Origin of the sequence: Aquabacterium sp. A3 (genome assembly GCF_038069945.1) — a bacterium.
Taxonomy (GTDB): domain Bacteria; phylum Pseudomonadota; class Gammaproteobacteria; order Burkholderiales; family Burkholderiaceae_C; genus Aquabacterium.
In genome coordinates, this window is record NZ_JBBPEV010000004.1 from 1 (window position 1) to 25485 (window position 25485).

A 25485-nucleotide genomic window follows, 5' to 3' on the forward strand; every position below is an offset into this window, starting at 1 on the left:
TCAGTCGGCAAGTTAAGGCAATCCAGGTTGCCGTATGCTCCACGCCCTCTCCTCCGCGCCCCAGCCTAACTGTCAGGTCAACGCGGACGCAACCAAGGGCCATGCCTTCGGCATTCTCATGACCCTTGCTTGTGCCCTCCGCCCTGGCGGGCTCCGGCGCCGGTTACCTTGGTAGTTAGGCCTCTTATGAACAAAACTGACGCAGCTGCTATTGCAACTCATCTGGAAAACGCAATCTCGCAGCTCTCGCTTGCGTTGCGAGAAGCACAGGAACGCCTTGATCCCGCCGCACATGAAAATTTCAAACGCTTGATCGGCTCTCAAATCGGCAAGCTTTCGTTTGAAGGCCTAGAGCCAATCTATGCAGAACATCCAGACCTTGCACCGCCAGGAGTTTTAGAAGAATGAGCGCCTCAACTCGTCGGCCACAGAGCGTGCCTTCGCTCAGTGGCCTAACTGTTTGGTCAAGCCGACGCCAACAGCTATGCTGTTGGTGCCCTACGCTTCGCTCCAGCGAGGCTTACTGCGGGCGTTAGGCCGCAAAAATGGTCATCAGCGCATGAAAGCACTTGGCCCCTCGCTCATCAAGTTGGCCGCTTACATCGTCGTAACTTTGGCTGCGGCTTTCTTCTTCTTCATAGCACTGCAAGGCTTGAGCGGGGATGGCCTATCAATCCAAGCACGTCGAAGTGTAGTTTTTTATCCTGCGCTACCTGGTGCCGTTCTAGCGCTCGGCTTTCTTTGCTTATCAGCTGCCTGCGCTCTCCCAATCGTCTTTCTTTTGCTTAAGAAGCCACTCGTTGAGGCAACTGGAATTTCAATTGGGCTGCTCATAGCCTTCGCCGGATTGATAGTAACGGCCGTTTTGTTCTTAGTTTTAGGGATCGGCGTCCCAAACGATAAACCACTAACCTTGACGAGGGTTTTCGGAGCAATCGGAATCGTTCTATATCTTATTTACAAGATTCGGCAGTGAACAAAATTTGTGCGCCTGATTACCGTGTGCAATCAAAGCCAACCACCACTGAACCAGCATCTGGAAAAATCTCTGGCACTCAAAGCAATTGAGTGTGGCTATGCATATGTGAAACATCAATATCCATCGGCAATTCGGCGTTTTCTCATGCGTCTTGTAATCTATCGCTAGTAAAAATTGGCACATGAATTGCAACACCCAAAATGCAGGCAACCGCACCAGCAAAACCTTCCACTCCGCGCCGCAGCCTAACTGTCAGGTCAACGCGGACGCAACCAAGGGCCATGCCTTCGGCATTCTCATGGCCCTTGGTTGTACTCTCCGCCCTCACGGGCTCCGGCGCCGGTTACCTTGGTAGTTAGGCAGATTGAGCCAGGCATTTTGGGGGTGTACATTACATCCATCAACGGATACATTTGATCAATCTTATTTATTATCAACATGAAAATCAGTTATCATAAAAAAATCGTTAGCGCCTCACTGCTAACTGCGTTGGCTGTGGGCGCGAGCGCGTCTCACGCCCAAGTAGCTCACTTGGATCTGACAATTGGCTCTCGCTACAGCCCCGACCAGCATTACGACGTAACGTATACCCCTGAAAATTCTGATTTTTTCGACGCTTGGGTGTGGGGCAGGACCCCCTCAGGGGAAGCAACTTACCTCCACTTCAGTCTCGGAACTTCAGGCCTCTCATCAGATCGGCCATGGCTGAGTCTTAATTTCAGCACCGCCAACCTAAACCAACCAATAGCTGTTGGCACCTAAACCAACACGGAGCGGGCCCCGTTCGAGTCCGCTGGACATGCCGGCTTTAGTATTGGCTTCGGTCCTTATGGCAACAATGCGGTGTGGGGGAGTTTTACAGTTGAAAAAGCGACTTTCTCAATTGACGGGAAAATTCAAGAGTTTTCAAGCTCCTTTGAGGCATTCGGCTCTTGCTGCTATGGCGGCGACTACGTAGACAAGTACACTGGCACATTTACATTTAGTGCAGTTCCCGAACCAGACAGTCAAATATTGCTAGCGTTAGGAATAGCTGGGTTGCTTGCATCAAGGACGCTACGTGTAAAATTAGCTGCACCAACCTCAGCACACAGCCAAAGCTAATATGAAGGGACATCGAGGCCTTTGCGGAAGCAGGCTGTGTTGCATCGCTAGATGGTTGAAATGCTAGGTGCATAGCTGTCCTTCGGCAGTCAGCTCAACATCCAGGGGCGCAAAGTGCCATTCGCCATCAGCCTTTTGGCTCAACAGCATCGGCGTTCTTCCACCAGGCCGAGGCGTCTGGCACACTGATCGCAAACATCAAATGGAGCGTCTGTGCAGCATTACTGTTCATCGAACCATGGCCAGTTTGCCGTGTGCTCCACGCCCTCTACTTCGCGCCACAGCCTAACTGTCAGGTCAACGCGGACGCAACCAAGGGCCATACCTTCGGCATTCTCATGGCCCTTGCTTGTACCCTCCGCCCTAGCGGGCTCCGGCGCCGGTTACCTTGGTAGTTAGGCTACTCATGAGAAAAAGTTCAGCATGCTACCTAAAAGCGCTATCCGCAGTGATTGCCAGCATATTACTTACATTCGTTGTGGGCTCATTAATAGGAACTCCGATTAATCCCACTATGTCTCGGCACGTTCAAGCCAAAGCAGATACTGCTGTTGTAACAGGCATGGTCTTCCGAGAAGGTGAGGCAGAGGCATACTTTGCCGTACCAAGCACGCCAAATCCGCCATTTTGGGTTGCCGTTCTGGACTGGCACGCGTGGTTGCTGGCACCTTTGCTCATAATAGCGCTCATGGCACTTCGGCCTGCAGCAATACCTTCACTTATTGTGTATTGCGCTGCTGCCATCTCCTTGTACTATTTAGTAGCACCAACAACCGCTCTCGTACTTATCGTTTCGGGAACCTTAGGGACACTTGGCATCTACGGACAGGGAAAGCTCAAAGACTTCCATCAGCGGAAGAAAAATCTCCATTAATTGAAGAATGTCGTAGCCCTGGCAACCGTGCCATGAAAACGAGTACCAAATTGCCACTCGCCATCGGCCTTTTTCTCAAACAAGCTCAGTGGTCTTCCACCAGACCGAGGCGTCTGGCACACTGCTCTCAAACATCAAGGGTAGCGTCTGTGCAGCATCACTGTTCATCGAACCACGGCCAGTTTGCCGTGTGCTCCACGCCCTCTCCTCCGCGCCCCAGCCTAACTGTCAGGTCAACGCGGACGCAACCAAGGGCCATGCCTTCGGCATTCTCATGACCCTTGCTTGTGCCCTCCGCCCTGGCGGGCTCCGGCGCCAGTTACCTTGGTAGTTAGGCTTTCTTTGGCTGGCCATCAGCACTCGGGAGGATTTACTATGGGAATCACAATTCATTTCGAAGGTCGCCTGAAAGGCGATTCTGCTTACGAAGCCCTCATCCATGCTGCAGAACAATTTGCTTTGGCAAGAGGTTGGCAAGCCAAAGGCTTCCTAGTTGCGAGAACCACTTTATCCCGAGTTCGGAATGGAGAAGACTGGAACTATGAAGGCCCAACCAAAGGAATTGAGTTGCAGCCCCATCCAAGCTCCGAGCCGATTCGCCTGGAGTTCGACGAAAACCTATTCATTCAGGAATACACAAAAACGCAGTTTGCGCCCCCGGAAACGCATAAAGAGCTAGTTCTTCTTCTGGATCAGCTCATACCGCTCTTCGAGTCTCTTGAGGTCATCGATGAGGGGCAGTATTTTGAAACACGCGATGAAGAACTATTGCTCAACCTGAGAGATCAATGCTTTGAGATGCTCGATGAGCATCTAGCAAATGATCTGACACTACGAGGGCCAGTACGGCTTCCAAGCGGGCGAATAGCAGACCTTGTAAGCGATACTTAACCTCATCCGAGTGCAGCACCGCGCCTACGCGCCCCAGCCTAACTGGGTATATGGACTCCCCCGCAAACGCAAGAGACTGATCGATTGAATGGCCGTGATGGGTGCGCCTGCAGTCGTATATCCGGCATCTGTGGTGGGCCCGTGTGAGCTGGCCCGTGCCGACATGGAATCTGCGTCACAGCGGAGCCAATCGGTGCAAGCGGCAGGCAAGCTGCCACGACAGTTACCGGCTTCATGCTGTGTGGGTGTGACCCGGGGTGCCATGATGGGATATCAATCTCGTCGCAACGCTGGGAGGGGAACGTGGTTTTCTTCCTTCAAGACGGGGTTCGGGGTGCTGCCATCACGCCATCTTGGCCTGGTAAGGCACCTTGTCTCTCAGGCACGCATAGCAAATGCGCGCCAGCTTGTTGGCCAAGGCACAGGCGCCCTTGTTGTGGCACGTCCTGGCTTGCAATTGCAGCGCCCAGCGCTTGAGCGCGCCAGGGGCTTGCCCTGTGCCTGCGCTGCCGCCACCGTCCTCAGCACGCTTCTGGCGCCGTGCACCAGCAGCATGCGCAGGTACGGGTCTATCAAGCGGACGCCAACACTGGCGATGGCTTCGCCATTCTCATGGCCCGTGCTTGTACCCTCCGCCCTCACGGGCTCCGGCGCCGGTCACCGTGGTAGCCAGGCCTCTTGCAAGAAGAACTGTATATGCATACAGTTCACGGGTGCCATCCTGCACCGCCCAACAACTTCGGTATCCCCATGCTTGACCACATGACATTCCGCGTATCCGACATCGCTCAGGCAAAAGCGTTTTACAGCGCAACCTTGGCCCCGCTGGGCTACAGCGTTTGTTTTGAAGGCAACTACGGCTCAAACATCCTTGGCCTTGCCTACCCTGATGCGTCCGAGCCAGACGGGAAAAAGGCTGACGTGTGGTTCATTGATGGCCCATCTCCATATGGCGGCCCAGCCGCAACATCTGGCTGTCACCTCGCATGGCGAGCAAAAAATCGTGCGCAAGTTGATGCCTTCTACAAGGCCGCTATCGCCGCGGGCGGAAAGGACAATGGCGCGCCTGGCCTGCGGCCGGATTACCACGCCAACTACTACGGGGCGTTCGTCATTGACCCTGAAGGCAACAACATTGAAGCCGTGTGCCATCTGCCTGAATGAATAGGGTTAACGTGCCCGCAACGTCTTCCACTCCGCACCACATCCCACCATGACCATCGCCGCCAACATCATCATCGCCCTCGTTGCGGTGCTGCACATGTATTTCCTGGTCCTCGAGATGTTTTTGTGGACGAAGCCCTCTGGCAGAAAGGCGTTTGGCCTGAGCCCGGAGCAAGCCGAAGCCACCAAGGTGCTTGCCGCCAACCAGGGCCTCTACAACGGTTTTCTCGCCGCAGGGTTGATGTGGGGGCTTTACCTGGGCGCGGAAGGCACACCGTTCAAGGTGTTTTTTCTGGGGTGCGTTGTGGTGGCCGGAATGTATGGTGCGGTCACAGCAAGTCGCAAGATTCTCTTCATTCAGGCCTTGCCCGCAGCCCTTGGCCTGGCCCTGCTTGTCGTGGCTTGAGCGCCCCGCGCTTGTCTGCGCCTTGCCGTGTCACTGCCCTTATCATGCCGTTGAACATTGGCGCGTTGGACGCGCCGCGATGGAGCGCTCTTGAATCCTGATCCCAAGATGGTCATTGCATGGGTGTTGACCCTTGCTGTTCCGGTGGCCACCACCGCCGTGTTGGCGGCGTTCATGACGTTCATTCCCTTCGACACCTTGCTGGAGTTGGTCAAGCAGCACTTTGCTGCCATCGTGGGATTGCCGGTGGCAGCCGTGTTTGCTGTCTTCCTGGTGGTGGTGCTGCAACAAGCCTCGGGCCCCATCAAATTCAAGGGTCTGGGGTTCGAATTCGAAGGCACGTCTGGTCAGGTGGTGCTGTGGATTGCCTGCTTCCTGGCGATGGCCGCGGCCATCAACATGACATGGTCTCTGCACTGAGTGCACTGATCCGCCCACACAAACCAATCGCAGACGCCAGACCGGCGCCCTCATGATGGCTGGACCCGACACTTCATTTTGGCAAGCCCGCTTCGAACAACAACAAACCGGGTGGGATCGCGGAGGCCCCAGCCCCCAGCTCCTGGATTGGCTGGCCCACCACGAAGTGCCGATGGGGCGCGTGGCGGTTCCGGGGTGCGGCCACGGCTGGGAGGTTGCCGAACTGGCCCGTCACGGGCATGAGGTGGTGGCACTGGATTACACCCCTGCCGCGGTAGACAGCACTCGGCGCCGCTTACAGACCCTGGGCCTGCGCGCCCAGGTGGTGCAGGCCGACGTGCTGCATTACGAGCCCCCGGCGCCGTTTGATGCCGTTTACGAGCAGACCTGCCTGTGCGCCATCCATCCCGAGCACTGGGGCACCTACGCAGCGCAGTTGCACCGCTGGCTGCGCACAGACGGCCGCTTGCTGATGCTCATCATGCAGCGCCCTCGTCCTGCGGCCATCGAAGAAGGGCTGATCGAAGGCCCGCCGTACCATTGCGACATCAATGCGGTGAGGGCCTTGTTTCCCGAACGCCTGTGGCATTGGCCCAAGCCCCCTTACGCCAAGGTGGCACATCCCAGCCTCTCACACGAACTGGCGGTGGTGCTGCGCAAGCGCTGAAAAACCCAGGCTTATCGGCGGATGGGCCCGAGGGCATCGGCGCTAAGGTACAGGCCATCCTGACCAGGGTTGCGGCACGCCCACACAAGGCCGCATGCAGCCATGAAACGTGCACTCACCTCCGCCTTGATCGCCCTTGTGCTGCCCGGCATGGGTGGTTTGCTCTTGCCTGACGCACAAGCCCGTGATCTGCGGGCGGACGAACCTGACCGGCTCGCGCTGGTGTCGTGGGTTAGAACGCAAAACGCCTTGGGCGACTTGAATGATCAAACTGGCCAGGGCTGGTCGATCAGACGGGTATGGTCAGACCATGATCAGGCCACCGTGTGCGCCGTGGCGGTGGACCGCCGAGGCGTCCCACAGTTGCGACAGGGGCGGATGTTGCTGAGCCGGGTTCACATGAGCCGCACCGACGCCGGCTGGCGTGTCCAGGACCAGGAACAATTGTGGATGCCCACCAGCACCGCCATGCGCACCCAGTGTCAACCCAAGGCCTCGGCAGCCTTCATGTTGGCCGCGCTCGATGAACTGGAGCGAACACCCCCAACCGCTGGCCCCACCGCCGGTGCCCCCCAGGGATGGGCGCCCGCAACGCCAGAACGCACGGGGCGCATCACCGCTCGGGGCCGCACCCTGCTGCATGCGCTGCCCGACCTGAGCAGCCGCCTGGGCAAGCACCTGGTGCAAGGCGATCGCGTGATGATCGAAGAGCAGCGGCCCGGATGGACCCAGGTGCGCTACACCCATCCCATCACCAAGGTGGTCACCGTCGGCTGGGTGCGCAGCCCACGCGTGGCTCAGACGTCCACGTCCACCTCGTTGCCATAAACCTCCATCAGCTCACGACGTGAGGCGGCTTCGCCCTTGCCCATGAGCTTGTTGAAGGACGTGACCGTGGCATCAAACCCAGGCTCGCCATAGGCCACCGGCAGCAGTCGGCGGGTTTCGGGGTTGAGGGTGGTTTCCCACAACTGTTCGGCACTCATCTCGCCCAGGCCCTTGAACCGGCTGATCGTCCAGGCGTTTTCTCGGCAGCCCTCTTTGCGCAGCTTGTCGAGGATGGCGGTGAGCTCGCCCTCGTCCAGCGCATACATCTTGGCCGCTGGCTTCTTGCCGCGCGCCGGCGCATCCACCCGGTACAGCGGCGGGCGGGCAATGTACACGTGCCCCGCCTCCACCAGCTTGGGGAAGTGGCGGAAGAACAGCGTCAACAGCAGCACCTGGATGTGCGAACCATCCACGTCCGCATCTGACAGGATGCAGACCTTGCCGTAGCGCAGGCCGCTCAGGTCGGGCGTGTCGGTGGGGCCGTGCGGGTCCACGCCGATGGCCACCGAGATGTCGTGGATCTCGTTGTTCTTGAACAGCAGATCGCGCTCCACCTCCCAGGCGTTCAGCACCTTGCCGCGCAGGGGCAGGATGGCCTGGGTCTCTTTGTTGCGGCCCATCTTGGCAGAGCCACCGGCCGAGTCGCCCTCGACCAGAAACACCTCGTTGAACGCCAGGTCGCGGCTTTCGCAATCGGTGAGCTTGCCAGGCAGCACGGCCACGCCCGAGCTCTTTTTCTTCTCGATCTTCTGGCCGGCGCGCTGGCGGGCCTGCGCCTGTTTGATGACCAGCTCGGCCAGCCGTTTGCCGTGCTCCACGTGCTGGTTGAGCCACAGCTCCATGGCCGGCTTGACGAAGGTGCTGACCAGGCGCAGCGCATCGCGGCTGTTCAAACGCTCTTTGGTCTGGCCTTGAAATTGAGGGTCCAGCACCTTGGCGCTGAGCACAAAACTGGCCCGCCCGAACACGTCATCGGGCATGAGCTTGACGCCCTTGGGCAGCAGCGCATGCATGTCGATGAAGCCCTTGACGGCGTTGAACAGCCCGTCTTTCAGGCCGGACTCGTGCGTGCCCCCGGCCACCGTGGGAATGAGGTTGACGTAGCTCTCGCGCACCGGGGCCAGGTCTTCAGTGAAGGCCACACACCAGGCCGCACCCTCGCCTTCGGCGAAGTTCTCGGTTTCGCCCTCGGTGGCGTACATCTCGCCTTCAAACAACGGAATGATGGGGTCAACCGGCAGCGTCTGGCTCAGGTAATCGCGCAGGCCGCCCTGGTACAGCCAGGTTTGCACCTCGGGCTCTTTGCCCGACTTCTCGATGGTCAGGGTGATGGTCACGCCGGGCATCAGCACGGCCTTGCTGCGCAGCATGTGCACCAACTCGCCCCGGGGCAGCTCGGCGCTTTCAAAGTACTTGGCATCAGGCCACACGCGCACGCTGGTGCCTTGCTTGCGATCGCCGCTGACCGCTGGGCGCACGGCCACGGGCTCCAGCACCTCGCCACCATGGCCAAACACCAGGGTGGCCACCTGCTTGTCGCGGCACACCGTGACCTGAAGGCGCGTGGACAAGGCGTTGGTGACGCTCACGCCCACCCCATGCAAGCCACCCGAGAAGCTGTAAGCCCCTCCCGAGCCCTTGTCGAACTTGCCGCCCGCATGCAGCCGCGTGAACACGATTTCCACCACCGGCACGCCCTCTTCGGGGTGGATGCCAAAGGGAATGCCGCGCCCGTCGTCGTCCACACTGATGGAGCCATCGGTGTGCAAGGTCACGGCAATGCGTTTGCCATGACCCGCCAGCGCCTCGTCGGCCGCGTTGTCGATCACCTCCTGGATGATGTGCAGGGGGTTGTCGGTGCGGGTGTACATGCCCGGGCGCTGCTTGACGGGCTCCAGGCCCTTGAGCACACGGATGGACGCCTCGCCATAGGCAGCGGGCTGGTTGGCGGACGGGTGGGGTTTGGTCGAAGGCTTCGAAGACATGGGCGGGATTCTAGAGAGTTCCAAAGTGATGGATTGCGGGTATTTCCTCACGGTATTTCTGCCCACAGCCACGCCGGTCTGACATAACATCTGGGAAATTTTTCACGACAAGGTCAGATCATGCGCGTGCAGACAACATTGGTGGGCTGGTGCCTGGCGTTGACCAGCCTGCTGGCCCATGCTGACACCGACTACACGCTGAGCACGCCCACGGCCTTGCCCTACACACGCATCGACGGCCATGCGGCACCCGGCAGCTTCACCGACACGGTGTCGTTCGCGCTGGACAGCACCTACGCAGGGTACGTGTGGCTGTTCCCCCGCCAGGACTGGCTGTTCAGTGGGCTGGACAACATCCAGGACGCCAGCCTCACCTTGCGCAACGACAGCACAGGCGACACCTGGACCGGTCTGAATTTTGCCCAAGCCCAAGGCGGTGTCAGTTACCTGGACGTCCAGGCCCTGAACCTGGCGCTGGCCGGGCTGGACCCCAACAAATCGCTGTGGATTGCGGGCGATTTTGGTCCGGGGCAGTACTCGGCCTTCATCAGCGGCACGGCCACCGGGCTGAACGGTGGCACCTACGTCGCCAAGTTCAGCATGGCGCCGGCCATCCCGGAGCCAGCCACCCTCTGGCTCATGGGACTCGGCCTGGCGGCTTTGAGCGCCACCCAGGTGACGCGTCGGCGGGCCTGACGCCCATCGGCCACGCAGGTTGGCCGCCCAAGCAGGCCAGGGGCGAGTGCACGCTGCCGCCCCCCCTGTCTTGAGGACGCGGCAGCGTGACAAATGCACGCCAGGGGTATAGGATGAACCGACATTCCAAACTGTCCGGGAGTCCGCCCTCATGCGCAAGCTGATCACCATCGCCGCCACAGCCCTCGCCCTTCAAAGCGCGTGGGCCAACAACACTTACACGGTTGAGGTGCCGACCGACGATCCCTACACCCGGATTGACGCCGGCACCGGCTATGGGGCCTTCACCGACACGGTCAACTTCGAGCTGGACCAGCCCTACACCGGCCTGGTGTGGCTGCTGCCACGCAACGGTGGCCTGAACTTCCTGCTCGACAACATCAACGACGCGTCGCTGACATTGCGCAATGACACCACTGGCCAGACCTGGCTGGGCGAGTCGTACGCCACCGCCGTGGGCAAGGTGTCGGCCTTCAATCTGCAGGCCTTGGCCCTGGACCTGGCCGGCTTTGATGTGAACAAGTCGCTGATCATCACGGGCGACTTTGACGCAGGCGATTACAGCGCGCTGATTTCTGGCAAGGCCACTGGCCTGTTGGGTGGCACGTACGTGGCCAAGTTTGGCTTCACCCAGGCCATCCCTGAGCCCGGCACCTCGGCCTTGATGCTCTTGGGCCTGGCCGGCATCGGGTTGCTGGCCTCCAGGCGCCGGACGCACTGACCGGCTCACTGAAACTGGGCCAGCATGCGCTCGATGGCCATGGTCAGGGGCGCTTGCATCAAGGGCAAGGTGAGCCACAGGCCGGTCAAACCGGCCGCCAAGGTGAGCGGAAAGCCCACTGAAAACACGTTCATCTGAGGCGACACCCTTGAGATGAGCCCCATGACCATGTTGACCAGCAACAGCATGGCCACCACGGGCAAGGACACCCACACGCCCAACTTGAACAACTCGGTGCCCCACACCTGAGGCTGGATGGCCGACAGGAACGCCAGAGGCTCTGGCGCAATGGGAAACACCTTGAAGCTGTGCAACACCGCCCCCGTGAGCAGCAGGTGGCCGTTCATGACCACGAACAGCCACGATGCCGTGGTGCCGTAAAATCGGCTGACGGACGTGACCTGACCGCCGGCCACCGGGTCAAAGAACATCGCGAAGTTCAGGCCCATCTGCAGGCCCACCAGTTCGCCAGCGTATTCGATGGCGGCAAACACCACGCGCGCGGCAAAGCCGATGGTCGCGCCAATCAACACCTGCTGCAAGATGACCATCAAGGCCTCGGCCGAATTGAGGTCAATGGCTGGCGCCTCAGGCAAGGCGGGTTGGGCGGCCACCACGATCAACAGGGCCAGCCCAACGCGCACGCGCCGCGGCACCATGCGCATGGAAATCACCGGGGCGGTCGTGAACAGCCCCAGTACCCTGAAAAACGCCCACAGCCAGGGCGAGATCCACGCCAGTACCTGGGCTTCGCTGAAGCTGACCATGCGTGTGGCCCGCCTCAGGTGACAACCTGGGGAATGGTTTGCAGCACCTGCCGGATGTAGTCCACCAGGGTGCTCAACATCCACGGCCCGGCAATGCCCAGGGTGGCGAAAGCGGCCAGCAGCTTGGGCACGAACGACAAGGTCTGTTCATGGATCTGCGTGGCGGCCTGAAACACGCTGACCACCAGGCCCACCGCCAGAACGACCAACAGGATTGGCACGCACACCGTCAGCAAGGTCAGCAGACCGTCTCGGGTCAGGGTCAGAACCTGTTGGGGATCCATGGGGCACCTGTGGAATGGGTGATGGTCACTGCGCGAAGCTGGCGGCCAGCGAACCCAGCAAGAGGTTCCAACCGTCGGCCAGGACGAACAGCATCAGCTTGAAGGGCAGCGCCACCATCACAGGCGACAGCATCATCATCCCCAGGCTCATCAGCACGCTGGCCACGATCATGTCGATGACCAGGAAGGGAATGAAGATCAGAAACCCGATCTGGAAGGCTGATTTGAGCTCGCTGGTCACGAAGGCGGGCACCAGCACACGAAATGGCACTTCTTCGGCCTTGATGGCCGGATCGACCTTGGCCAGGCCCGCAAACAACTGCAGATCAGACTGCCGGGTTTGCTTGAGCATGAACTCGCGCATGGGCACCTGGCCACGCTCCAATGCCGTGGTGAAGTCGATCTGGTTGGCGGCAAAAGGCTGGTAGGCGTCTTTGTAGACGCGGTCCAGCGTGGGCCCCATCACAAAGAAGGTCAAAAACAGCGACAGGCCAATGATCACCTGATTGGGTGGCGCCGACGGCGTGCCCAGCGCCTGACGCATCAGGCTGAGCACGATGACGATGCGGGTGAAGCCCGTCATCATCAACAACAGCGCCGGCAGAAAGCTCAGCGCCGTGAAGAACAACAGCGTCTGGATGGGCACCGAATAGCTGTTGCCTGATGCGCCCTGCCCCACCAGCAATGGCAAGGTGGCCGGCCCGGCAGGGGCCGCTTGCGCCCAGGCCCCCATGGCGGCCGTCAAGGCCAGGAGGCCCACGGCCGACTTGGACGCGACGTTCATGCGACGAGACAGGCCACCCACGCTCATGCCTGCTCCCCGGAGGTCTGACCGCGCTGACGCAACTGCCCCAGCACGTGGGCAAACCCGGCGGCCTGTGCTGGCGCCAGGTCCACCTCGGCCTGCGCCGGCATCGTGTGCACGGTCTGTATGCTGTGAGGCGTGACGCCCAGCACCAGCCAGGTGCGGTGCTCGCCTTGGCCCACCTCCACCGTCACCAGGCGCTGCCCCTGGCCCAGCACGTGCTGACCGACGGTGCGCATCGTGGCCGCATCCGTCCTGGCCATCTGCCCGGCCACACCCGAGCGCTTGAGCACCCACAGGCTGATGGGGATGAGGGCCAGCACGATCACGAACCACATGACCATGAGACCCAGTGAGGGCGACTGGCTCATTCAGCCTCCCTTGCTGAGCCGGCGCATGCGCTCGGACGGCGTCACGATGTCGGTCAGGCGAATGCCGAACTTGTCGTTGACCACCACCACTTCGCCCTGGGCAATCAAAAAGCCGTTGACCAGCACGTCCATGGGCTCTCCGGCCAGTGCATCAAGCTCAACCACCGAACCTTGCGCCAGTTGCAGGATGTTCTTGATGGGGATGCGCGTGCGCCCCAGCTCCACCGTCAGCTGCACTGGAATGTCCAGGATCATGCTGATGTCATTGCCGGCATTCGTCGGCGAGGTGGGACCGAAATTGGCAAACGCGGCCGGTGTCATCTGAGGAGCCGCGTCGGTCACCTCCTGCGCCGTCTGCCCAGTGGCTGCGGCATCCCCACCACCCGTGGCCGAGGTTTGTTGCGCCAGTGCAGCCTCCCACTCGGCCGCCATCGCATCCTGCTCGGATGCCGCGCCTTCCGGCGGAAACTCGGGAGCGGTTTCAGACATGAGAATCTCCAAGCCAGCCGGTGTTGCCAGCAGTTAGCAGTTTTTCAACGCGCAAGGCGTATTTGTTGTTCGACGTGCCGTAGTAGCAGTCAAAGACCGGCACACCATCGACCTTGGCCTGGATGATCTTGTCCAGGTCCAACTCGATGAAGTCGCCCGGCTTGAGGGCCAGCAGTTGTTCGACGGTGGCGGGTGCGTGGGCCAGTTCGGCCACCAGATCGACCTCGGCCGACTGGATCTGTTGCGTCAGCAGCTTCACCCAGCGTCGATCGGGTTCCGCCGAGTCGCCCTGGATCGACGAGAACAGGATGTCGCGGATGGGCTCGAGCGTGGCGTAGGGGATGCAGATGTGGATGGTGCCGCTGGTGTCACCGATTTCCAGCGTGAACGAGCAGCACACCACGATCTCGGAGGGCGTGGCCACCGTGGCGAACTGGGGCTGCATCTCGGAGCGCTGGTAATCCAGCTCGACCGGGTAGATGCCATGCCAGCTCTTTTTGTACTCTTCGGACACCACGTCCACCAGGCGACGGATGATGCGTTGCTCGGTGGCTGAAAAATCACGGCCTTCGATGCGGGTGTGGAACTTGCCGGCTCCGCCAAACAGCGAGTCAATGACCGCAAACACCAAGGTGGGCTCGCACACCACCAGGCCTGAGCCCCGCAAGGGCCGGATGGCCATGATGTTGAAGTTGGTGGGCACCACGATCTCACGCAAGAAGGCGCTGTACTTCTGCACCTTGATGCCACCGACAGAGACCTCGGGCGATTTGCGAATCAGGTTGAACAAGCCCACGCGGATGTTGCGCGCAAAGCGTTCGTTGATGATCTCCATGGTGGGCATGCGCCCACGCACAATCCGCTCTTGCTGAGCCAGGTTGTAGTCGCGAATGCCCTCTTTGGGCGTGTCGTCCTGCTCGAGCTTCTGGCTTTCGCCAGTGATGCCCTGCAGGAGCGCATCGACTTCGTCTTGGGAGAGGATCTGCTGGTTCATCGTCGTCCGTTCTCACGCCACGTGACGTGTTGCTCCGAACTCACTGAATGATGAAATTGGCGTAGTGCACCTGAGTGATCGGGTTGTAGGACTCGACCTTCTTGCGCTTGCGCTTTTTCGTGGTCTCCTGCTCCTCTTCCTCCTCAGGGTCATCAATCTCGTAGCCCATGGAACGGGCCGCCTCGCGGCCAATCTCATCGGCCAGCTTGATCTTGCCCTCGGTGCTCAAGAGCTCCGGCGCGGTCTTGTGGGCCAAGATGAGCAGAACGGCGTTACGAATGGCGGGCATGTACAGCTTGATTTCTTCGGCCACCTTGGGATCGTCGATCTGAAAGGTGATGCCCACCTGCGCAAAGCGCTCGGTGTCGCGGTCGGCCAGGTTCACCACGAAGGGGTCCAGGGGCACGAAGGTGGGCGGCGCTGCCGGCTCCTTCTCTTTGTGCGGGGGCGCCTTTCGCTTCACGGGCGCTTCGTCGGCGTATTCGTCGTCGGTGGCCTCGGCGTGATCGGCATTGCTCTTCATGAGCAGAAACGCGGCGGCGCCACCACCGATGAGCAACACCGCCACCAGGGCCACGATGATGATGATCAGTTTCTTCGAGCCCTTTTTGGGGGCTTCGCCTTCGGCCGCGGCAGGTGCTGCTGCTGACATGGTCCATCTCCAGTGTTTGCAAAGTCCGACGTGCCTGGGGGGTGTCGGCCCATGAAACCATTATTGGAAGTCAGCGCCGTCTTGATGGACGGATAAAGGATGTGAAATCCTTGTGATTCCGGAACGTGGTCACGCCGGATCAGGCATACAGGTCCAGGCCGCCGAGGCCGCCAGGCGCGGGGCGCAAAGCACCCAAGCGTGCCGGGTCCACGGGGTCGTCGCTGCCCGGGGTGCCTGCCAGCATGGCGCCTGGGGCGCCACGGCCTTCACCGCGCGCCTGGGCCTGGTCCTGGCCGCCTGATGGCGCCTGGCTGAACTGGGACATGACGTCACCGCCGGTGAGGCTGAGGCCCACGTCGCTCAAAGAGCGAGACAGCTGCCCCAGGCTGGACTCGATGGCCTGCCTGGTTTCCAGCGCCGTGGCGGCGAAATCAATGCGAGCGGCCTGGCCGTCCACGGCAATCTTGATGTTGATCGGGCCCAGCTCGGCGGGATTGAGTCGCAGTTCGGCGGTCATCGGTCCATCGGCACGGGCCTGTCCCACCCACACCCCCACCTGATCGGCCAGGGCTTGCGCAAACTGTCCAGTGCCAGGTGCGGGCCCCAGGGCGGCCGACGCATGCCGAGCACCCATGGGTTCACCCAAACCAGGCGCGCCCAAGCCCGCCATGGGCAGGTGTCTGGCCGACAGCGCCGAACCTGTGCCTGGCAGTTCCAGGCGCTCAGTGCCATCGGTGGCGGTCAGGCCGTCGATGCTCAGCGAAGCGGTGTCGTCCGAGGCCACCCCACCCTCCAGGTGCAGTTGTGCGGCAGCCCAGGCCCCCTCGCCCAGCGAGGCCCCGGCCCCTCGCCCTGCCAGGTCGGGCAAGGTGCCTGAAGCCGCCGGATCAGCGGTGGCCAAAGCGCCCAGCGTGTCCTCTGGAGCGATGGCCGCCCCCGCGGGATCGCCCTCTGTGAGCGCTGCCAACCAATTCATCATGCCGGCCGGATCGGAAGGGTCCACCCCGGCGGGTGGGTTGATTTCTCGCACCCAGGCCACCCCTTCGCCTTGCGCCGTGTTGAAACGGGTGAGGTCACCTGAGGACTCGTCGGACTCGTCAGCCTGGCCCGCCCCGGACTTCTCGGCGCGCTGTCGCGTCGATGGGTCGGTTTTCTGCGGCGCCTGCGGTCGGGCCGCCTTCGCGGTGGCGCGCGCAGGCTCCGGGGCCTTGCCGGCTTCGCTTTGCGCCTGGGCCGGCGGCGCCGTCACCGTGGCAGGCCGTGGCGCCTGCTCTGCGCGTTGTGCTTGCAGTTGCGCGCTCATGCGCGCCTTCTGCAGCGCCTGATCGGTCATGCGCTGGGTCAATGCCCTGGTGGCCGGATCGGCCGAGCCTTTCGGGGCGGCCGGTGGCGCAGGGGCACGCTCGGGCCGCGAAGGCTGTTCGGCCTGACGGTACTGCGCCACCATGCGAGAGAAATCGGTGTCTGCACCCGCTTGCGCGCCGCCGCCCAGGCGGCCCAGCGCATCCTGCAGGGCGTTGACACTGGCAACGGCCGGTGCGGACGGCAGTCCGGTCTTGCCCTGGCTGTTCAGCGGTGTGGTCATGGCATCAACCTTTCCGGGCGCACGTGGCCCATCAGAACGATGCCAGTGTCTCGCCTTCGCCTGCACCGAAGCCCGACGATAAGCGGGGCGTTCTGGCCGCGATTTCGTCGGTCGCCTTCTGCTCCTGGCGTTGTTCCTTGCGCCGCTGCTCCAGCAGGCGTCGGTCGATCAGTTGAGAGACGGCCGCCACCCGCTTTTCCCGATCGATCAGCTCCAGGCGCAAACGGTCCAGCCGTTCGCGGGCCTGCTCGACTCGACGATCCTGCTCAGCCTGGGCATCGGTCAGCCGGCCCATGAAATCCTGGTAGCAGCGCATGATTTCCATGCCACCAGACTGCTGAAACTGCTTTTGCCAGCGCTGCTGATAGTCCCGCCGCCAGTCGTTGAGCGATTGCGCCTGCTGGCGCGCGGCATCGTACTGCCGTTGTCCGCCTTCGAGCATCGACAAGGCCTCGTCGCGCGCCTTCTCGGCAGCGTCCAGCACCAACAGCAAGGGTTGAATGGCGGTCATGAGTCCGTACTACTCCGGGGCGCAGGCCCTTGATCAGGTCATGATGGCTGCACCAGGCGGTGCAGTGCATGGGTGCTTTCCTGCAAGACAGCGGGTTCGTGCATGCCCTGCTGCAACAACTTGACCATCTGCGGGTGCACCCGCACGGCCAGGTCAAGCTCGTGATCCTGGCCCGGCACGTAGGCGCCCAGCTGGATGAGGTCTTTGGCCTTGCTGTAACGCGACCACAGTTGGCGAAACCGTCGGGCGTCCTCGGTGTGCTGTTGGTCCACCACGTTGTGCATGACCCGCGACGCGGACCGCTCGATGTCGATCGCCGGAAAGTGACCGGACTCGGCCAGGTCGCGCGACAACACGATGTGACCATCCAGGATGGCGCGTGCGGCGTCGGCGATCGGGTCTTGCTGGTCGTCACCCTCTGACAGCACGGTGTAGAAGGCGGTGATCGAGCCTCGGCCGTTCAGGCCGTTGCCGCTGCGCTCGACCAACTGAGGCAGCTTGGCAAAACACGATGGCGGATAGCCTTTGGTGGCAGGCGGCTCGCCAATGGCCAGTGCAATCTCGCGCTGCGCCATGGCGTAACGGGTCAGTGAATCCATGAGCAAGAGCACGTGCAGGCCCTGGTCCCGGAAGTGCTCGGCCACCGCCGTGGCGTAGCTGGCACCTTGCATGCGCGTCAGCGGCGGCGCATCGGCGGGTGCGGCCACCACCACAGAGCGCGCCAGACCATCGTCACCCAGGATGTCTTCGATGAACTCCTTGACCTCGCGACCCCGCTCGCCAATGAGCCCCACCACGATCACATCAGCCTGGGTGTAGCGGGCCATCATGCCCAACAACACCGATTTGCCCACGCCCGAACCGGCGAACAAGCCGATGCGCTGGCCGCGCCCCACCGTGAGCATGGCGTTGATGGCGCGCACGCCCGTGTCCAGGGGCAAACGCACCGGGTCACGCTCCATCGCGTTGATGGGACGGCGGGCCAGTGGTTCACTGCGGACGTGGTCCAGCGGCCCTTTGCGGTCCATGGGCACGCCTTGTGCATCCACCACCCGGCCCAACAAGCCACTGCCGATGGGCAGGTGTCGGGTGCGGTCTTCGCTGCGCCGCCAGGGATGGTTGGGGCGTCCCAGCACGGGCGGGTTCACGGGCAAGGTGCGCGGCACCACCCTGGCGCCGCTGGACAGGCCATGCACCTCGGCGGTGGGCATCAGGAACGCGCGATCACCCGTGAAGCCCACCACCTCGGCCAACACCGGGGTGGACTCCAGACGGGTCTCGGAATGGATCTCGCACACGGCCCCGACCGGCAGCCGCAGGCCGGTGGCCTCCAGCACCAAACCAGCCACGCGCACCAGCTTGCCCTGATTCTCGAAGGGCTGGGGGGTGCTGGCGCAGGCGTCCAGGTCGTCAAGGAAGCGCATCCACTGCTCCATGGCCACGCCATGTTCGGTGCGAATGGGCATGTTCATGCGTCATCCTCCTCACCGGGCGCTCTTGAGGCGGCGCCACCATCGTTCATCCAGGCTTCTGCCTCATCTTGCTCTTCTGGCAAAGCGGTGTCCAGTGCATCGGTGGATTCGCGGCCCGCATGCCAGCTGGAGCGCTGTCCCAGCGACGCGGCGGCACGCTCCCAGCGGGCTTCCACCGTGGCGTCCACCGTGGCGATGTCGGACTCCACCACGCATCCACCACGGGTCAGGCCGGCGTCTGGCACCAAACGCACGCCACGGGCGCCCATGGCCTCGGCCAGCTGGATCTGCACCAGGTGCAGGTCGTCAGGGTGCAGGCGCACCACGATCTGCCGGGCCGAACTCAGCAAGGCGCTGAGCGCCTGCTCGGCCACCACCACCACGTGCTCCGGGTGCTGCAGGATTTCCGCGCGCACCACCTGCCGCCCCAGCTCAAGGGCCACGCGGGCCACCCGCCCGGCCAACTGCTGCTCCAGTGCCTCCAGCCGGTGATGCAGTTCGCGCACCACCGTGCCCACCTGGTCACTCATGAATGCGGCCATCTGCGCCGTCTGGGTTTGCTTGTAGCTCTCCAACGCCGCCAGACCATTGCGGTAGCCATCCTGGTATCCACTTTGTCGCGCCTCTTGCACCAGGGCGGCCACCTGCTCGGCACTGGGGCCAGCCGCAGGCTGCGCAGCCTTCGGGCGCTGCGGGGGGGCGTCGTCCTGCCCTGGCACCCCGCCCACCACAGGGCGTGGGCCTGCGGCCTTGGCGGGCCGTGCAGCGCCGTTGGCAGGGGCGGCGGCGGCCTTGCCCATGGCCTGATCGGCGTGCCGCGCCGCCTGTGGTGCAGGCCGCGCCTTGGCGCGCATCTCGGCGGCCGCACGCTCTGCCAGCGTGGGCTTGCGCACCCCCACGTCCTGCTCGGCGGGCGCTGGGGGCGGCTCAAAGGTTTCCAGATTCCAGGCCGAGACCTTGCCACCCAGCTCTTCTCTGGGGATGAACCGCGCGTAGGGGTTGTTGCCCGGCGGATTGGACTTGTTAGACGTAGTCATCATCGCCTCCGCTGGCCAGCACGATCTGGCCCTCGTCGGCCAGACGGCGAACGATCTTCAACATTTCTTTCTGCTCGGCTTCCACTTCGGACAGCTTGACCGGGCCGCGGCTTTCGAGGTCTTCGCGCAGGGTTTCTGCCGCACGCGAGGACATGTTCTTGAACACCTTCTCCCGGATGTCGGGCGACGCCCCCTTGAGCGCGATGATGAGCGACTCGGTCTGCACTTCCTTGAGCAGGCTCTGGAAGCCCTTGTCGTCCAGCTTGATCAGGTCGTCGAAGGTGAACATGTTGTCCATGATCTTCTGCGCCAGATCGCCATCGGCCTCGCGGATGTAGTCCAGGATCGATGTCTCGACGCTGGAGCCCATGAGGTTGATGATCTCGGCCGCCGGCTTGACACCGCCCAGCGACGATTTGCGAACCTGGGCGCCCCCGGCCAACACGCGTGACAGCACCTCGTTGAGGTCCTTGAGCGCCGAGGGCTGGATGCCGTCCAGGGTGGCGATGCGGATCATCACCTCGTTGCGATGCCGCTCGGTGAAGCTCTTCAGCACGCCCGAGGCCAGGTCCGGGTCCAGGTGCACCAGGATGGCCGCCACGATCTGGGGGTGCTCATTGCGCAGCAGCTCCGCCACGGACTGGGCATCCATCCATTTCAGGCTCTCGATGCCGGTGATGTCGCTGCCCTGGATGATGCGATCGATCAGCAGGTTGGCCTTGTCATCGCCCAAGGCCTTGCGCAGCACCGACTTGACGTACTCGTCCGTGTCGGCCACCAGCACCCCCATCTCGGCCGATTCGGTCGAGAAGCGATCCAGCACGTTGTCGATTCGCTCTCTCTGTATGGTCTTGAGCTTGGCCATGGTTTCGCCCAGCACCTGAACCTCTTTGGGCTCCAGCTGACGGAACACTTCGGCGGCCTCTTCCTCACCCATCGACATGAGCAGGATGGCGGCGTCTTCAAGGCCTTTTTCGTCCATGTGGCGCGTCCTCGCTCAGTTGTTCATCCAGCCACGAACCAGGTTGGCCATGGCCACGGGGTTGTCCTTGGCCAGCTTGCGCGCCAGCTCCAGGCGTTGGTCCACTCCGGGCGCTTCCAGGGCCTGCAGCGGCTGCCCATCGGGCCCGGTCGCCACATCCACGCCGTTGCCCAGGGCGGGCAATTCCTGCGGATCATCGACCACGGCGCGCAGCTTGTTGGTGGCGTCTTCAGGCTGAGGCACCGGACGGGCAGCCTGAATCGCGGGGCGAATGGCACCAAACACCACGATGAGCGCCGCCAGGGTCAGGGCGGCCGGCACCGCGATCGTGCGCACCAGGTCGATCACGTCCGGTTGCTGCCACAGGGGAATCTCGATGGGCTCTTCCTTGATCACCTGGAAGGGCGCCGTCACCACCTTGATCGAATCACCGCGTTTATCGTCTGCGCCGATGGTCTCGCGCACCAGCGAGGTCAGCTTGTCGATTTCCTCATCGCTCAGCGGCTCGGTCGTGGTTTTGCCCTTGGCGTCTGTCTTGGTGCGGTGATTGAGGACCACCGCTGCGGTCAGGCGCCTGATGTTGCCCGAGGCGTTGCGGGTGACACGCACAGTGCGGTCCACCTCGAAGTTCGTCACCGAGTCCCGACGCGAAGTACCACCCGTCTGACCGGCCTGGCCGGCGGCCTGCATGGCTTGCGCAGGACCATTGATCGGTGCCTGTGCAGGCACGGGTGGCTGGTTGGTGGCGGCACCGGGCACGCCGGTGGGCTGCCCTGCACCGGCACCCATCTGCTCGCTGGTTTGCTGGCTGCGGATGGTGGCCTGGTTGTCGGTGCCCTGGTTCGGGCGGAACTCCTCGGCGGTGGATTCGATTTGCGAGAAATCCACCTCGGCGGTCACTTGCGCACGCAGGTTGTCCGCCCCCACCACCGGCTCCAGGATGTCGCGAATGCGCTGGGTGTAGGCGCTTTCGATCTGGCGCACGTACTGCAACTGCTTGGCATCGAGTTCGCCCTGGTCACCGGGCTCGTGTGACCCGGACAGCAAGCTGCCGCTTTGATCGACCACGCTCACGGACTTGGTGGACATCTCGGGCACGCTGGACGACACCAGGTGAACGATGCCGGCCACCTGACTGCGGTCCAGCGAGCGACCGGGGTACAGGGTCAGCACCACCGAGGCAGACGCCTTTTGCTGCTCACGGAAGAATCCATTCTGATTGGGCAGCGCCAGATGCACGCGGGCCGACTGCACCCCTGCGATGGCCTGGATCGAACGGGTGAGTTCTCCCTCAAGCCCGCGCTGGAAGTTCAGCCGCTCCTGGAACTGCGTGACGCCGAACTTCTGGTTTTCCATCAGCTCGAAACCCACCACCGACCCCTTGGGCAGCCCTTGCGAGGCCAGGCGCAGTCTCACATCGTGAACGCGATCGGCAGGCACCAGGATCGCTCCGCCGCCTTCGGCGTGTTTGTAGGGCACCTGCATTTGCTGCAATTGCGCCAGGATGGCGCCGCCGTCCTTGTCCGACAGGTTGGAATACAACACCCGGTAATCACCGGAGCTGCTCCACATCACCATCGTGACCAGGATGGCCAGCAACGCAGCCAGCCCGCCTCCCAGCATCATCTTGCGCTGGGCCGGCAAGGCCATCACCCGCTGGGCAAAGCCATTGGGCTGCGTGTCCACCGCCACCGGGCTGGCCGAGGCGGGAAGGATCACATTTTGAGGAGAGGCGACTGTGACATCCATGGGGCGATCTGGCTTGGGCCGCGCATCGTTACCCAACGATGCCGCAAACCCGCTGCAACGGTCCCATTATTCGGAGTCGGCACGGGCAAAAGTGCCGGAAACAGCCGGAGAAATGCCAAGCTCTTCCCGGCATCATCACGCGGCCGCCGGCCTACAGTGCCAGACATGGGGAGAAGGCTCCCCCTCGTATGGACCTCATCGGCACCATGGACGTCAAACTAAAGCCATTCAACTTTGCGGAAGCCGCTGCGCGGGCCGGCATGGCGGATGTTGCGCGTCGCGTCGAATCCAAAGCCCGCATCGAGCCGGGCATGGGCAACCAGGCGGTTGAGCCAGGTTCATTTCAGAGTTCATTTGCCCAGGCCCTGGGCGACATCAGCAAGGCGCAAGCCAGCGCACAGGCCCTGCAACGCGAAGTGCAGTTCGGCAACCCCACGGTCAGCCTGGAAGAAACCATGATCGCCTCGCAAAAAGCATCACTGGGTTTCCAGTCGGCGCTGCAGGTGCGCAACAAGCTGGTTCAGGCTTACACGGATATCATGAACATGCAGGTGTGAGCCTGGCCGCTGGTGGCCAGTCGGCACCACACGCCGGCCCGCCAGCCCATGCCTCCCATGCACACATCCGCGCCCGCCCCCGACACGCTGCCGCTCAGGCAAATGCTGCTGTGCTGCGCCTTGGTGGTCACGCTGTCCATGGGCATCCGTCACAGCTTTGGCCTGTGGCTGCAACCCATCACGATGGCGCACGGCTGGAGCCGCGAGGACTTCTCGCTGGCCATGGCGGTGCAAAACCTCGTGTGGGGTGCCGCAGGCCCTGTGGTGGGATGGTGGTCGGACCGGCGTGGCGCCTTCAAAGTGCTGTGGACCGGTGCGCTGCTGTATGCGCTCGGCCTGGCGGGCATGGCCCTGAGCGTACAAGCCAGCACCTTCCTGGTCAGCACCGGGGTGCTGATCGGGCTGGCACAAGCCTGCACCACCTACGCCGTGTTGTACGGCATCCTGGGGCGGCACATCGACCCCGCCCGCCGATCCTGGGCCATGGGCATCACGGCCGCAGCCGGCTCGTTCGGGCAGTTCTTGATGGTGCCGGTGGCCGCCAGCCTCATCCAGTCGCTGGACTGGTCTTACGCGCTGCTGGCCCTGGCCGCGATGGCCACCCTCATCGGGCCGCTGTCACTGGGCCTGAAAGAGCCGTCCCGGTCCCCACGCGAGCCCATGACCTCTGGCGCCCCCACCCTGACGGCCATGGCCGCCCTGCGCGAGGCGTTCACCCACCGGGACTACCTCTTGTTGACGGCGGGCTACTTCGTCTGCGGCTTTCAGCTGGCCTTCATTGGCGTGCACCTTCCCAGCTACCTGAAAGACCACGCCTTGTCCCCCCAGGTGGCCACCACCGCCCTGGCCCTCATCGGCCTGTTCAACGTCGTGGGCACCTACGCAGCCGGCGCGCTGGGCCAGCGCTGGCGCAAGAACTGGATCCTGTCGGCCATCTACATGGGGCGTGCTGTGGCCATGATCTTGTTTGTGGCCACGCCCCCATCACCCGTGAGCGTGGCGGTGTTTGCAGCCGTCATGGGCGCCTTGTGGCTGTCCACGGTGCCGCCCACCAACGCCGTGGTGGCCCAGATGATGGGGGTGAAGCACCTGTCCATGCTGGGCGGCATGGTGTTCTTCTCGCACCAGATCGGCTCCTTCCTGGGGGTGTGGCTGGGCGGACACTTGTACGAGCTGAGTGGCAACTACCAACTGGTGTGGTGGCTCGCCATCGCCTTGGGGGTGGTGGCCAGCGTTTTGAACCTTCCGATCCAGGAGCACCGCGCGCCATGCCGACGGATCGTGACCTCCTGAACCCGGGCCGATCGGCCAAACCACGCCCCTGGCGCAGCGTGCTGACATGGGTTTGTATGGCCCTGGGGCTGGTGCTGGTGGGCTCGCTCTACCTCAACCCGCATCTGATGGTTGATCTGAGCACCCTGGTGATCAGTTGCTTCTGAGCGATCAGGGCAAATACTGAACCCACCCAGGGGGAAAGACGTGCCTTGCCGGGGTGATGACACCCATTAAGAAATTAGAATCCTCACATCGAAGGAAGCAACATGAAATCGATTTTTGGCAGCATCGTCGCGTTGGTCACGCCCATGCACGAGGACGGCAGCGTCAACTACGACCAACTGCGTCAACTCATCGACTGGCACATCGCTGAAGGCACCAACTGCATCGGCGTGGTGGGCACCACCGGCGAGTCCCCGACCGTGTCGGTGGACGAGCACTGCGAAATCATCCGCGTGACCGTGGAGCAATGCGCGGGTCGTGTGCCAGTGATGGCCGGCGCCGGCGCCAACTCCACCCGCGAAGCCATCGAACTCACGGAGTTTGCCAAGAAGGTCGGTGCCGACTGCACCTTGCAGGTGGTGCCGTACTACAACAAGCCCACCCAGGAAGGCATTTACCAGCACTTCAAGGCGATTGCCGAGTCGGTGGACCTGCCGGTGGTGCTCTACAACGTACCCGGTCGCACCGTGGCCGACATGAGCGTCGAGACCACCCTGCGGCTGGCCGAGGTGCCTGGCGTGATCGGCGTGAAAGAAGCCACCGGCAACCTGGAGCGCGCGGCCTGGCTGATCAAGCAAGCCCCCAAGGGTTTCGGGATCTACTCAGGTGACGACCCCACGGCCGTCGCCCTGATGCTGCTGGGCGGCCATGGCAACGTCAGCGTGACGGCCAACGTGGCACCGCGCGACATGGCCGATCTCTGCCGTGCCGCCATGGCCAAAGATGCCGCCCGTGCCACCGAGCTCCACATGAAGCTGCTGCCACTGCACAAGCAATTGTTCTGCGAGCCCAACCCGATCCCCGTGAAGTGGGCCCTGGCTCGAATGGGCAAGATTGGTGGTACGCTGCGTCTGCCTTTGACGCCGCTGTCGAATGCTGCGCACCCGGTGGTGGAAACCGCCCTGCGCGAATCCGGCGTGCTCTGAGAGCGCATCCAAGCCTTCGCTGACCACTGAACGCCAGTTGGCACACGCCGGCTGGCACCGTACGGAATGTCC

28 protein-coding genes are annotated in these 25485 nt (G+C 62.5%); 14 read left to right on the top strand and 14 right to left on the bottom strand.

Annotated features, from left to right (window positions below):
* Nucleotides 1-186 precede the first annotated feature (186 nt).
* From WNB94_RS13100 to WNB94_RS13135, 8 genes are all read left to right on the top strand, one after another.
* The gene (locus tag WNB94_RS13100) at nt 187-408 is read left to right on the top strand and encodes a hypothetical protein (protein ID WP_341390864.1); all 222 of its coding nucleotides are present in this window, start codon (nt 187-189) and stop codon (nt 406-408) included.
* 151 nt (nt 409-559) lie between these two features.
* Nucleotides 560-976, top strand: a complete 417-nt coding sequence (locus WNB94_RS13105; protein ID WP_341390865.1) for a hypothetical protein — start codon at nt 560-562, stop codon at nt 974-976.
* A 2356-nt stretch (nt 977-3332) separates the two neighbouring features.
* A complete protein-coding gene (locus tag WNB94_RS13110) occupies nt 3333-3848 on the top strand; it encodes a hypothetical protein (RefSeq protein ID WP_341390866.1) in 516 nt (171 codons plus the stop codon).
* Nucleotides 3849-4598: 750 nt separating this feature from the next.
* The gene (locus tag WNB94_RS13115; RefSeq protein ID WP_341390867.1) at nt 4599-5012 is read left to right on the top strand and encodes a VOC family protein; all 414 of its coding nucleotides are present in this window, start codon (nt 4599-4601) and stop codon (nt 5010-5012) included.
* 49 nt (nt 5013-5061) lie between these two features.
* A complete protein-coding gene (locus tag WNB94_RS13120) occupies nt 5062-5418 on the top strand; it encodes a DUF1304 domain-containing protein (RefSeq protein WP_341390868.1) in 357 nt (118 codons plus the stop codon).
* Nucleotides 5419-5508: 90 nt separating this feature from the next.
* On the top strand, nt 5509-5838 hold the full coding sequence (locus WNB94_RS13125) for a hypothetical protein (protein ID WP_341390869.1): 330 nt from the start codon (nt 5509-5511) through the stop codon (nt 5836-5838).
* Nucleotides 5839-5890: 52 nt separating this feature from the next.
* A complete protein-coding gene (locus WNB94_RS13130) occupies nt 5891-6505 on the top strand; it encodes a methyltransferase domain-containing protein (RefSeq protein ID WP_341390870.1) in 615 nt (204 codons plus the stop codon).
* 102 nt (nt 6506-6607) lie between these two features.
* Entirely contained in the window at nt 6608-7333 is a 726-nt protein-coding gene (locus tag WNB94_RS13135; RefSeq protein WP_341390871.1) for a hypothetical protein, read from the top strand.
* Here WNB94_RS13135 and WNB94_RS13140 read toward each other — a convergent pair.
* Nucleotides 7303-9318: a DNA topoisomerase IV subunit B gene (locus WNB94_RS13140; protein WP_341390872.1), complete on the bottom strand. Its 2016-nt coding sequence runs from the start codon at nt 9316-9318 to the stop codon at nt 7303-7305. The genes WNB94_RS13135 and WNB94_RS13140 overlap by 31 nt on opposite strands.
* A gap of 120 nt (nt 9319-9438) precedes the next feature.
* On the opposite strand from WNB94_RS13140, the gene WNB94_RS13145 reads away from it, so the two are divergent.
* Nucleotides 9439-10014, top strand: coding sequence for a PEP-CTERM sorting domain-containing protein (locus WNB94_RS13145; RefSeq protein ID WP_341390873.1), 576 nt, complete (start codon nt 9439-9441; stop codon nt 10012-10014).
* A 151-nt stretch (nt 10015-10165) separates the two neighbouring features.
* Nucleotides 10166-10735, top strand: coding sequence for a PEP-CTERM sorting domain-containing protein (locus WNB94_RS13150; RefSeq protein WP_341390874.1), 570 nt, complete (start codon nt 10166-10168; stop codon nt 10733-10735).
* 5 nt (nt 10736-10740) lie between these two features.
* Here the strand turns inward: WNB94_RS13150 and fliR are convergent, their stop codons facing one another.
* From fliR to fliF, 13 genes are all read right to left on the bottom strand, one after another.
* Nucleotides 10741-11502, bottom strand: coding sequence for a flagellar biosynthetic protein FliR (fliR, locus tag WNB94_RS13155; RefSeq protein ID WP_341390875.1), 762 nt, complete (start codon nt 11500-11502; stop codon nt 10741-10743).
* Nucleotides 11503-11516: 14 nt separating this feature from the next.
* Entirely contained in the window at nt 11517-11786 is a 270-nt protein-coding gene (gene fliQ / locus WNB94_RS13160) for a flagellar biosynthesis protein FliQ (RefSeq protein ID WP_341390876.1), read from the bottom strand.
* A gap of 25 nt (nt 11787-11811) precedes the next feature.
* The gene (fliP, locus tag WNB94_RS13165; protein WP_341391117.1) at nt 11812-12570 is read right to left on the bottom strand and encodes a flagellar type III secretion system pore protein FliP; all 759 of its coding nucleotides are present in this window, start codon (nt 12568-12570) and stop codon (nt 11812-11814) included.
* 23 nt (nt 12571-12593) lie between these two features.
* Nucleotides 12594-12962, bottom strand: coding sequence for a FliO/MopB family protein (locus WNB94_RS13170; RefSeq protein WP_341390877.1), 369 nt, complete (start codon nt 12960-12962; stop codon nt 12594-12596).
* Complete coding sequence (fliN, locus tag WNB94_RS13175; protein WP_445819080.1) at nt 12963-13394, bottom strand: flagellar motor switch protein FliN; 432 nt, start codon at nt 13392-13394, stop codon at nt 12963-12965.
* A gap of 49 nt (nt 13395-13443) precedes the next feature.
* Nucleotides 13444-14445 carry a flagellar motor switch protein FliM gene (gene fliM, locus WNB94_RS13180; protein WP_341390879.1) on the bottom strand — a complete coding sequence of 334 codons (1002 nt, stop codon included), beginning with the start codon at nt 14443-14445 and terminating at the stop codon, nt 13444-13446.
* Between the two features lie 40 nt (nt 14446-14485).
* Nucleotides 14486-15097 (bottom strand): flagellar basal body-associated FliL family protein, encoded by a 612-nt coding sequence (locus WNB94_RS13185; RefSeq protein WP_341390880.1) that lies wholly within the window; start codon nt 15095-15097, stop codon nt 14486-14488.
* Between the two features lie 139 nt (nt 15098-15236).
* Nucleotides 15237-16682, bottom strand: coding sequence for a flagellar hook-length control protein FliK (locus WNB94_RS13190; protein ID WP_341390881.1), 1446 nt, complete (start codon nt 16680-16682; stop codon nt 15237-15239).
* A 31-nt stretch (nt 16683-16713) separates the two neighbouring features.
* Entirely contained in the window at nt 16714-17193 is a 480-nt protein-coding gene (fliJ, locus tag WNB94_RS13195) for a flagellar export protein FliJ (protein ID WP_341390882.1), read from the bottom strand.
* A gap of 38 nt (nt 17194-17231) precedes the next feature.
* On the bottom strand, nt 17232-18665 hold the full coding sequence (gene fliI, locus WNB94_RS13200; protein ID WP_445819074.1) for a flagellar protein export ATPase FliI: 1434 nt from the start codon (nt 18663-18665) through the stop codon (nt 17232-17234).
* Nucleotides 18662-19705, bottom strand: coding sequence for a FliH/SctL family protein (locus WNB94_RS13205; protein WP_341390883.1), 1044 nt, complete (start codon nt 19703-19705; stop codon nt 18662-18664). Before WNB94_RS13205 ends, fliI begins: the two co-directional genes overlap by 4 nt.
* Nucleotides 19689-20684, bottom strand: a complete 996-nt coding sequence (gene fliG / locus WNB94_RS13210) for a flagellar motor switch protein FliG (RefSeq protein WP_341390884.1) — start codon at nt 20682-20684, stop codon at nt 19689-19691. The genes WNB94_RS13205 and fliG overlap by 17 nt, the downstream gene beginning before the upstream one ends.
* 15 nt (nt 20685-20699) lie before the next feature.
* On the bottom strand, nt 20700-22433 hold the full coding sequence (gene fliF / locus WNB94_RS13215; RefSeq protein WP_341390885.1) for a flagellar basal-body MS-ring/collar protein FliF: 1734 nt from the start codon (nt 22431-22433) through the stop codon (nt 20700-20702).
* 206 nt (nt 22434-22639) lie between these two features.
* Between fliF and fliE the strand changes: the two genes are divergently transcribed.
* From fliE to dapA, 4 genes are all read left to right on the top strand, one after another.
* A complete protein-coding gene (gene fliE, locus WNB94_RS13220; RefSeq protein WP_341391119.1) occupies nt 22640-22990 on the top strand; it encodes a flagellar hook-basal body complex protein FliE in 351 nt (116 codons plus the stop codon).
* A gap of 57 nt (nt 22991-23047) precedes the next feature.
* Nucleotides 23048-24283: an MFS transporter gene (locus tag WNB94_RS13225; protein WP_341390886.1), complete on the top strand. Its 1236-nt coding sequence runs from the start codon at nt 23048-23050 to the stop codon at nt 24281-24283.
* Nucleotides 24259-24429 carry a hypothetical protein gene (locus WNB94_RS13230; protein WP_341390887.1) on the top strand — a complete coding sequence of 57 codons (171 nt, stop codon included), beginning with the start codon at nt 24259-24261 and terminating at the stop codon, nt 24427-24429. The genes WNB94_RS13225 and WNB94_RS13230 overlap by 25 nt, the downstream gene beginning before the upstream one ends.
* A gap of 102 nt (nt 24430-24531) precedes the next feature.
* Nucleotides 24532-25413 (top strand): 4-hydroxy-tetrahydrodipicolinate synthase, encoded by an 882-nt coding sequence (dapA, locus tag WNB94_RS13235; RefSeq protein WP_341390888.1) that lies wholly within the window; start codon nt 24532-24534, stop codon nt 25411-25413.
* The last annotated feature ends 72 nt before the right edge of the window (nt 25414-25485 follow it).